The following is a 7,928-nucleotide window of genomic DNA, read 5'->3' on the forward strand; positions in this document are numbered from 1 at the left end:
GGACTGAATTGAGAAAGATTCAGCATTAAGCGATTGCCCGGCAGGAGTCCTGGAATGCAATTCAACACCCATCTCCAAAGATTTCATCCATCCGGATATTGATTGTTTTCGTTTGATTCCCACATTTTAATCTTGAATCATGCTTTTCATGCAATTTGCAGGGAAGCCAACAATTTTAGAAGATTGAGTCCGAATTTTAGAAATTGAGGTCAAGCTTTTAGAAATTGAGGTTTGAATTTTAGAAATGAAAGTTTTAGTTTTAGTAAAGCAAGTTTATATTTTAGAAGAAAAGGTTTGACTTTTAGAAGATAAAGCTTTGACTTTAGTAGTGAAAATCTGACTGTTTGAAGAAAAGGTTTGGGTTTTAGAATTGACCGTCTGGCTTTAAGAAACTAAATTCAATATTTTAAAAATGAAATTCCGGCTTTTAGATATTTAATCCATAATCTTAGAAGTGATGTTATACGTTTTAGTGCTCCCCCACCCGCTAAGCGGTTTGGAACCGCTAAGCGGGTGTCCTCAGGTGTTACCGGCTTGGCTGTTTACTACCGCTAAGCCAGATTCTCCGACAGCCACTTCTTCACTTCTTCAATGCTTTTGCCTGTTCGGCGGGCATAGTCTTTTACCTGATCATCAAGGATCTTCTGCACATTAAAGTACCGGGATTCGGGATGGGCGAAATACAATCCGCTCACAGAGGCTTCGGGGATCATCATGTAGCTGTCGGTGAGTTTGATTTTGGTATGTTTTTCCACATCCATCATGTCATAGACGGGTTTCTTCTGGGTATGATCGGGCATGGACGGATAGCCGAATGCCGGGCGGATGCCCTGGTACTTTTCGTTGATCAATTCTTCGGGAGAAAAATTCTCATCGGGAGCGTATCCCCACAGTTCCTTCCTCACCTTTTCATGGAGCAGCTCTGTAAAAGCTTCTGCAAGTCGCTGAGCCAGCACTTTCAACATCACAGCGCTGTAATCGTCGTTTTCCTTTTCAAATTTTTGTGCCCATTCCTCTACACCCAAACCTGCCGTGGCAAAGAAGGCCCCAATATAATCCACAACGTTCTTCTCTTTGAGCATCACAAAATCGCTAAGGCACATATTGGGCCTGTCCTCATGGATGGTCTGGTTACGCAGGAAATACAGAGTCTGCTTATCAGAGACGCCATGCATGGCGTCTCTACCCATATCTTCATCCCTGTATAGCTCAATGTCATCGCCTACACTGTTGGCCGGGTAAAACCCGATCACAGCATTGGCCTGTACCATTTGATTGTCTATTATCTGCCGGAGCATTTTCTGCCCGTCATCATAAAGCTTTCTGGCTTCTTCCCCTTTTTTAGGATCATCCAGAATTTTGGGATATTTCCCGCGTATCTCCCACGAGTAGAAAAAGAAGGTCCAGTCGATATACCGGGAGATCTCTTCCAGGCTGTAGTCGGTAAAGCTCATTTCACCCAGGAAGCTAGGCTTTACAGGGTGATAAGCATCCCAGTCAATATCCGGCTTGTTCTTCCTTGCCTCTTCAAGCGAGAGATAGGCGCTTTCCGGTTTTTTTCTGCCCAAATGTTTTTCCCGTTGCCGCTCCTGATCTTCCCGAAGCTGTTTCTCAAACTCCTCCCTTTTTTTGGGAGATATAAGGTTATCCACAATCCCCACGCCCTGGGAGGCATCTTTTACATGAACGACGGGAGCGCTATATTCCGGGGCAATCTTAACTGCCGTATGGGCTTTGGAGGTGGTGGCCCCTCCAACCATAACCGGGACGGATAATCCCCCACGCTCCAGTTCGGAAGCTACATTCACCATTTCATCCAGGGAAGGGGTTATCAAACCACTTAATCCGAGGACATCCGGTTTTTGAGCCTTGACCTCCTCGATGATCTGTTCGGTAGGTATCATAGTACCCAGATCGATCACCTCGTAGTTGTTACAGGAAAGCACCAGGCCCACGATGTTCTTGCCAATATCGTGCACATCCCCCTTGACGGTTGCCAGTAATATCTTTCCGGATGAGGTGCTGCCTCCTTCCTTATTTTCTTCTTCTATGTAAGGCATTAGGTAAGCCACCGCCTTTTTCATCACCCTGGCACTTTTGATTACCTGGGGAAGGAACATCTTCCCTTCTCCGAAAAGCTCACCCACCTGGTTCATCCCTTTCATCAGGGGTCCTTCAATGATCTTCAGACCGCGGCTGTAATGCTGCCTTGCTTCTTCCATATCCTGATCGATATAGTCGGTGATGCCCTTGACCAGCGCATGCGAAATACGTTCATCAAGGGGTTTGTTTCTCCATTCCTCTGTTTTCTCCTCTTTCTTCCCGGAGGATTTCACCTGCTCCGCATAGCTGATCAGGCGGTCCGTGGCATCTTCCCGTCTATTGAGTATCACATCTTCGACAAGTTCGCGCAGGTCTTCTGGTATTTCATCATACACCTGTATCATCTGGGGATTGACAATACCCATATCCATTCCGGCTTGTATGGCATGATAAAGGAACACCGAATGCATGGCTTCGCGCACGACATTATTACCCCGGAATGAGAATGAAAGATTGCTTACTCCGCCGCTTACCTTCGCATGGGGAAGATGTTCCTTGATCCATTGGGTGGCCTTGATGAATTCCACCGCATAGTTGTTGTGCTCCTCCATGCCGGTGGCCACAGTGAGCACGTTGGCATCGAAAACGATATCTTCAGGAGGCAGACCCACTTGTTCGGTCAGTATCTTATAAGCCCGCTGAGCAACCTGGGTTTTGTGCTCAAAGTCCACGGCTTGTCCTTGCTCATCGAAAAGCATCACAACGGTGGCGGCGCCGTATTTCTTTATCTTACGGGCCTGCTCCATGAACTTCTCCTCCCCGTCTTTCAGGTTGATTGAATTGACCAGCGATTTTCCCTGTGTACATTTTAGTCCTTCCTCAATCACTTCCCACTTGGAAGAATCGATCATAACGGGTGCTCTGGCCGCATCGGGCTCTGAAGCGATGAGATTCAGGAAGTGACGCATCATCTCGGTTGAATCCAGCATGGCATCATCCATGCACACATCAATAACCTGTGCACCATTATCGACCTGGCTCTTGGCTACCGACAATGCTTTTTCAAAATCCCCTTCCCTGACCAGTCGTGCAAACTTTTTGGAACCGGCCACATTGGTACGTTCGCCAATATTCACAAAATTCCGGTCCGGAGTAATCGTTACCGGCTCCAGACCAGAAAGCCGGGTGCCCCTTTCTATCTCTGGTATCTGTCTGGGCTTATGTTTGGCTGCCTCCTCCGATATCTCTTTAATGTGCTGTGGATTGCTACCGCAGCATCCTCCGATGATATTGATCAGACCGTCCTTCATGTAATCCGCCACATGCTGCCGCATTTCGTTGGCAGACTGGGTATAGTTACCGAACTGATCGGGCAGTCCTGCATTCGGATGGGCACTCAGGGGATATTGAGATATTTTGGACAACTGTGCAATGGGACCTTTTAACTGTTCTGCTCCAAAGGAACAGTTAAGCCCCATGCTGAGCAGGTTGCCGTGCGACATGGAATTATAGAAAGCTTCCAGCATCTGGCCGGTAAAGGTTCTGCCGCTGGCATCGGTAATGGTTCCTGAGACCATAACCGGTGTATCCGTGCCGTTCTTTTCATTGTAATCCTCTATGGCATAGAGGGCCGCCTTGGCATTCAGGGTGTCAAATATGGTTTCAATGATCAGTACATCCACACCGCCTTCGACAAGACCAGAAACCTGTTCATAATAGGCATCCCTGAGATCATCAAAAGAGACTGCCCTGTATGCAGGCTGGTTCACATCGGGGGATACGGAACCCGTTTTATTGGTGGGCCCGAGTGTTCCCAGTGCAAACCGGGGCTTATCCGGAGTTTTTGCAGTGAATTCATCGGCTGCTTTTCTTGCCAGTTGCGCTGATTTAACGTTCAGCTCATGTACCAGATCCTCCATCTGATAATCTGCCATGGAGATTCGGGTGGAATTGAATGAGTTGGTGGTAGCAAAATCGGCGCCAGCTTCAAAAAAAGCATGGTGGATCTCGGTGATCACCTCAGGTTTGGTAATGGAAAGCAGGTCGTGATTGCCTTTCACCTGTTGTTCAATATTGGCGAACCGCTTTCCACGGTAATCTTCTTCTGAAAGGTTATAATTCTGAATCATCGTACCCATGGCTCCATCAAGGACCATAATACGCTCTTTCAGTATGTCACTGATCATAATTCCCCCTGTCATTTAATTTTATGAATTCTTCGAGACACAAAAATACGACGCTCCCGGTAAATAAAAAAATTTTTTAATTTTAACTTTAATTTGCTTCAGAACAGTTATTACGGCTCTGAAAATCTCTTATGTATAGGTAAAATGATTTAAACCCTTAAAATTAAAAATATGTATACAGCAATCAGTGGTTTGGGAATTGTCATCCTCTTAATTGTTGCCTGGCTGTTTTCGCCTCAGAAGCGACTGATCAACTGGCGGCTGATCGGATGGGGCATTGTGCTCCAAATGATCTTTGCGGTATTTATTTTTTACATCCCGGCCGGTTCCAAACTTTTTGTGGTGTTGAATGACGTGGTGGTCAAGATTCTGGATTCCGCAACCGCCGGGGCCAGATTTGTATTCGGACCGCTGGCCATACCTCCGGGATCAAAAGAAGAATCCATAGGCTCGATCCTGGCTTTTCAGTCTTTTCCGACGATCATCTTTTTCTCGGCGCTGATGGCCATCTTGTATTATTTCAACATCATCCCCTGGATCATCAGGGGATTTGCCTACGTATTCACCAAGCTGATGCGGATATCCGGCGCAGAGTCACTGAGTGCCGCAAGCAACATCTTTGTGGGGATTGAATCGGCATTTACCATTAAGCCGCACCTGAAGGAAATGACGCGTTCAGAGCTGTTTACGGTTCTTACGGTGGGTATGTCAACGGTAGCTTCCAATGTACTGGCCATCTATATCTTCAGCCTGAAGGAACATTTCCCGATGATCGGGGGCCATCTGATCAGCGCATCTTTTATTTCTGCTCCCGCTGCCCTGATCATGTCAAAACTGGTTATGCCGGAAAAGGATGTACCCGCAACATTGGGCAAAGATGTGAAACCCCATTATGAAAAGGAAAGCAACGTATTTTCCGCGATCATCAATGGGGCCAATTCGGGTGTAAGGCTCATCGTCGGCATCGTGGCCCTGCTGATTGCTATCATCAGCCTTGTAGAGCTCATCGACCTGTTTCTGGGCTGGATTGGTGGATTTATCGGTGGGAATATCGACTGGTCTCTGAGAGGCCTGCTCGGTTATGTCTTCTATCCTTTTACGGCCATCTTAGGCATACCCATCTCTGATGTGGATACCATATCGAAGATCATCGGGGAGCGCATGGTGGTTACGGAAGTGACCGCCTACAAAGATCTGGCTGCAGCAATTGCCAACGGCACCATACAAAACCCCCGTACGATTGTCATCACCACCTATGCATTATGCGGATTTGCTCATGTAGGTTCCATGGCCATTTTTATCGGTGGTATCGGGGCATTGGTACCTGATCGTACCAACACGCTGGCTAAGTTTGGCCTTCGGGCCCTGGTCGCTGCTACGCTGGCCTGCCTGATGACCGGCTGTATTGCCGGATTGTTTGCCAGTGAGAATACCATATTGATGTCGGGGATGTGAAGGAAGATACAAGAAACAAGAGACAGGAGAAGACGGGAAAAGTAATGAGTTGGCAATTGGCAAGGAGCAGTTGGCAAAATTTGCCAGAATCTTCTGATGGCCACGACTCGAGGCACCAATTTGACGATGCAACCATTTAGCAATTTAATCAACTTCCTACAGTCGTTCTGTTCTTAGCCTTCGCCTCAGTCTCATTTTAACAAGTTGGCAGTGGGCAAGAGGCAGCTTACTATATTGCAGAACCAAATTAAAGGGAGAAAGATTTAGTAAAACAATTTCTCCCGCATTCTGCTGGAACAGTTGGCAAGTCATATAAGCCAAGGCTTGTAGAAAAATATAATGGTCACCAATGGATATAAAGTTGGGAATAGGTAATGCTCAGTTGGTAATCGGTGTTACGCGGAATTAACAGCAGTAAACAGTTAAAAAGTAAAAGCAATTTTGCCTGAAAAAAAGCCTGGCCTGTAATTTTGAATTAATTTTTCCGGCAAAACCCAAAAAACAAAACAATGAGGAAGACCTTAGCTACAGGTAACCCGATACCCGAGACTCGGGACGCGAAACTCGGGACTCGGGACTCAAGACCCGGGACTCGAGCCACCTATCCTACCATTAAATATAAAAGGCTCAATCTTTTCTATTGTACATCTTTTGATATCAGGATGACTGGGATTAAGCAAATAATTATATTCATTTTTCACTACAGCAGACGGGACTTTTAAAACAAGATGGCGATTTTCTTTCAAAAACCTCGTGCCAAATTCCATCGTTTCCTTTTTATAAAAGTTGTAGGGCTCAGAAACATTCCAGCCGGAAACCTGGATATGACCGGGAACTTCTTTTATTTCTATATCATCAGGTATATTGATGGTCACCACTACCAAGTCTGAGGGTATATTTCGGTAGTCGGTTATATGGACAAATCTTTCCCAAGCTGCAAGAGATATACTTTCAGAAGCATAAATCACTCCGTTACCTTTCCTATGCCATCTCCCCGAAGCAAATAATCCTCCCTTCCCCTCCAAATCTTTGGCATAAGTCTTTTTCGTAATTCTGAAGACTCTCATAAGGAATCAGAGTACAAACCCATGTTCTATAGCTTCAAGCTTTTCAAGTAACAATTCCATTCCCTTGTAGGAGCCCAGGTAATCTTTGGGTTTGATACCGCCAAGTGCAGCATTTTCCTGCTTTGTCCAGCGGATAAATTTTTCCCTGTCTCCAAAAACATGATATCCTTTATTGTAAACATTCGCAATGAGCAATGCCTTTTCTGAAGCATTAAAGGGTAGTGTTTCCTTTGAATTTTTGAGCTGTATAGTTCGGGCCGATAAACCAATGTGTTCACTTAATTCTTTTACAGACAATTGAGTCTGTTCAAGAATATCATACAATTCCTCTTTTGAGATCCCTTTTTTTGTTCTGGCTTTCTCAAGAAGTTTTTGATCTGATTGTTCAAGTTTAAATGTTTTCATGATACGAAATATTTCGTTATTATAAACGCAAATATACGCCTTATATTATAAAAAAGCAATCTCTTTAAATTTCCAGATTCCCCGTAAAAGCCATGAAAACATTCCGCTTCCTGATCTCCTCATTCACTGCAAGGAGGTTGCTCAACAGGATCCTGCCCACCACATAATTCGATGAGAGGCTGGTATATTTTTCCGTAATCGTTTCAAAATCAAATAGGTTGAAATCCGAAGTATTATCATACCTGAGATAGATCTCTACTTCGCAGTCTGTTGAATAGGCTGAAGGTTTAAAGAAATTTCTTTTTTTGTATTCATAGCTGTAATCGTAGCTTCGTGCTGTGATATCGGACAAGATGGAAGCAGCCGTAGGAAAACCGCCTGCCCCTTTGCCGAACATAAACTGCTTATCATAGCATTCTCCCTCAATAACCACACCATTAAACTCATCCTCAACGTTGAAAACATATTCATCACTATCAACTAATTTTGGCATAACAAATAGGGTGAAACGCTCCTTATCAAGTTTGGCGACGTGAGCAAGCAATTTTATTCTGCATTGTTTGTTTTTGGCATATTCAAGATCAAAGTCGGAAATTGTAGAAATTCCAAATGAAAAAACATCATCCGGATGGACATAAGTGCCGAAACCATGAGTGGCAATTATTACCAATTTATATAATGCATCATATCCATCTACATCGATGGTGGGATCGCTTTCGGCATATCCCAGTTCCTGAGCCCTTTTCAGTGAAGAATCATAGGAATCATTGTC

General features: G+C 44.9%; 5 protein-coding genes. 1 reads left to right on the top strand and 4 read right to left on the bottom strand.

The window, feature by feature from the left end; all coding sequences use genetic code 11:
* Positions 1–551 precede the first annotated feature (551 nt).
* The gene (gene metH / locus KGY70_13750) at positions 552–4,229 is read right to left on the bottom strand and encodes a methionine synthase (GenBank protein ID MBS3776253.1); all 3,678 of its coding nucleotides are present in this window, start codon (positions 4,227–4,229) and stop codon (positions 552–554) included.
* Between the two features lie 171 nt (positions 4,230–4,400).
* Between metH and KGY70_13755 the strand changes: the two genes are divergently transcribed.
* Positions 4,401–5,684, top strand: coding sequence for a hypothetical protein (locus tag KGY70_13755; GenBank protein ID MBS3776254.1), 1,284 nt, complete (start codon positions 4,401–4,403; stop codon positions 5,682–5,684).
* Positions 5,685–6,262: 578 nt separating this feature from the next.
* Here KGY70_13755 and KGY70_13760 read toward each other — a convergent pair.
* The 3 genes from KGY70_13760 to KGY70_13770 form a co-directional block, all read right to left on the bottom strand.
* Positions 6,263–6,751: an RES family NAD+ phosphorylase gene (locus KGY70_13760; protein ID MBS3776255.1), complete on the bottom strand. Its 489-nt coding sequence runs from the start codon at positions 6,749–6,751 to the stop codon at positions 6,263–6,265.
* 6 nt (positions 6,752–6,757) lie between these two features.
* Positions 6,758–7,156: a DUF2384 domain-containing protein gene (locus KGY70_13765; GenBank protein MBS3776256.1), complete on the bottom strand. Its 399-nt coding sequence runs from the start codon at positions 7,154–7,156 to the stop codon at positions 6,758–6,760.
* Between the two features lie 64 nt (positions 7,157–7,220).
* Positions 7,221–7,928: homoserine dehydrogenase (locus tag KGY70_13770; protein MBS3776257.1), on the bottom strand; the 708-nt coding region annotated here is incomplete at its 5' end.

This window comes from Bacteroidales bacterium, assembly GCA_018334875.1.
GTDB lineage: Bacteria > Bacteroidota > Bacteroidia > Bacteroidales > UBA12077 > JAGXLC01.

Coding starts and splice junctions, on each gene's coding strand:
- metH (MBS3776253.1), bottom strand. CDS start 4,229: ATGATCAGTGACATACTGAAAGAGCGTATTATGGTCCTTGATGGAGCC.
- KGY70_13755 (MBS3776254.1), top strand. CDS start 4,401: ATGTATACAGCAATCAGTGGTTTGGGAATTGTCATCCTCTTAATTGTT.
- KGY70_13760 (MBS3776255.1), bottom strand. CDS start 6,751: ATGAGAGTCTTCAGAATTACGAAAAAGACTTATGCCAAAGATTTGGAG.
- KGY70_13765 (MBS3776256.1), bottom strand. CDS start 7,156: ATGAAAACATTTAAACTTGAACAATCAGATCAAAAACTTCTTGAGAAA.